Source organism: Bradyrhizobium sp. UFLA05-153 (genome assembly GCF_054185185.1).
Map to the genome: position 1 here is coordinate 1 of NZ_JBBIAM010000312.1, position 1397 is coordinate 1397.

Below are 1397 nucleotides of genomic sequence, written 5' to 3' on the forward strand. Positions count from 1 at the left end.
TGCCTCGCTTACGGAAGCACCTTCCCCGGGTTTAAGATGTTGTTCGGGTCGAGGGCCTCCTTTATGCGCTCCATCAGGGCAATTGCTTCAGGAGGGCGGGAATAGGATAGGAACTTGCGCTTTAACAGTCCGATGCCGTGCTCGGCCGAAACCGAGCCTTGCCAATCGCGGACGGTGCCATAAAATACCTCGATCATTGCTTCTACGGGCAAGGGATCGGCATCGAGTTGAATGACCACGTGCAGATTTGCGTCGCCGATGTGGCCGTAATAAAGACTCTTCGCCGCAGGCCAGCGAGCGGTTAGGCGAGCCTTCGATTCGGTCATAAAGGTACCGATTTGGCCAATGGGAATGCTCACGTCAAAAGAGATCTCACTAGGCGAAGCTTTGCGAGATTCGCGGGCCGCCCACAGGCCCTGCGCTTGCGCACTCGACTGAGCGATCACCGCATCGTCGATGATCTCTTCCTCAAGAACTAAGGCGATCATCTTTTCGCAACGCGCCATTTCCTCTTCCAAATCTTGTCCCATCGTCTCCACGAGAACGTAGGCGCCGTGAGTGCCCTTTAGCGGCGCCGGCCGGCCGCTGTCAGCACAGCCGAGTGCATAATAATCTGAACTCATCATTTCGAAGGCTGACATGCTGCTGCCCAGCCGGAGCCGCAGGATCCGTAGCAAGGCCAGCACCTGATCGTAATTGCGAAGGCCGCAAAGGACAGTGCAGACGGCTGGCTGCTTGGGGGACAACTTCAGCACGGCGCGCGTAATAACGCCAAGGGTCCCTTCACTACCCACGAAAAGCTGTTTGATGTCATAGCCGGCATTGTTCTTGAGCATCTTGTTAAGCGTGGCGACGACCGTGCCGTCGGCCAAGACTACTTCCAGACCAAGCAAGAGATCTCGGCTCATGCCAAATCGGATGACGTGGTAACCCCCGGCATTGGTGGATAGATTACCGCCGATCTGGCAACTCCCACGCGCTCCGAGATCGAGGGGAAAGAACAAGCCGGCGGCCTCGGCTGCTTCCTGGATCGCCTCCAGCGGCACCCCAGCTTGCACGGTGATTGTTGCGGCATTGGCGTCAATCTCTTCGATCCCACGCAAACGTTCGAGGGACAGCAGGAGGCACCCCTGCACCGGAATGGCCCCGCCCGCAAGCCCGGTAAGGCCGCCCTGCGCCACCACCGGAACTCGCATTCCATTGCACAATTTGAGAATGGCCGCTACCTCCGCCGTGTCGAGCGGATAGACGAGTGCCGCTGGCCGCACGTCTGGCGGACTGACCATCTCAAAGTCCCGAAAATGTCTGGGCTCGATATCGTCGCCGGTACGAATCCTATTCGGTCCAAGAATTGCCGTCAGATCAGCCACAAGATTGGTCATGTCGAGCATCCATCT

The 1397-nt window shown here is 57.9% G+C and carries 1 protein-coding gene; it reads right to left on the minus strand.

The features are described 5' to 3' along the window. Positions 1 to 8: 8 nt before the first annotated feature. Positions 9 to 1391, minus strand: coding sequence for an FAD-binding oxidoreductase (locus Q2941_RS51620; protein WP_458197541.1), 1383 nt, complete (start codon positions 1389 to 1391; stop codon positions 9 to 11). Positions 1392 to 1397: the final 6 nt, after the last annotated feature.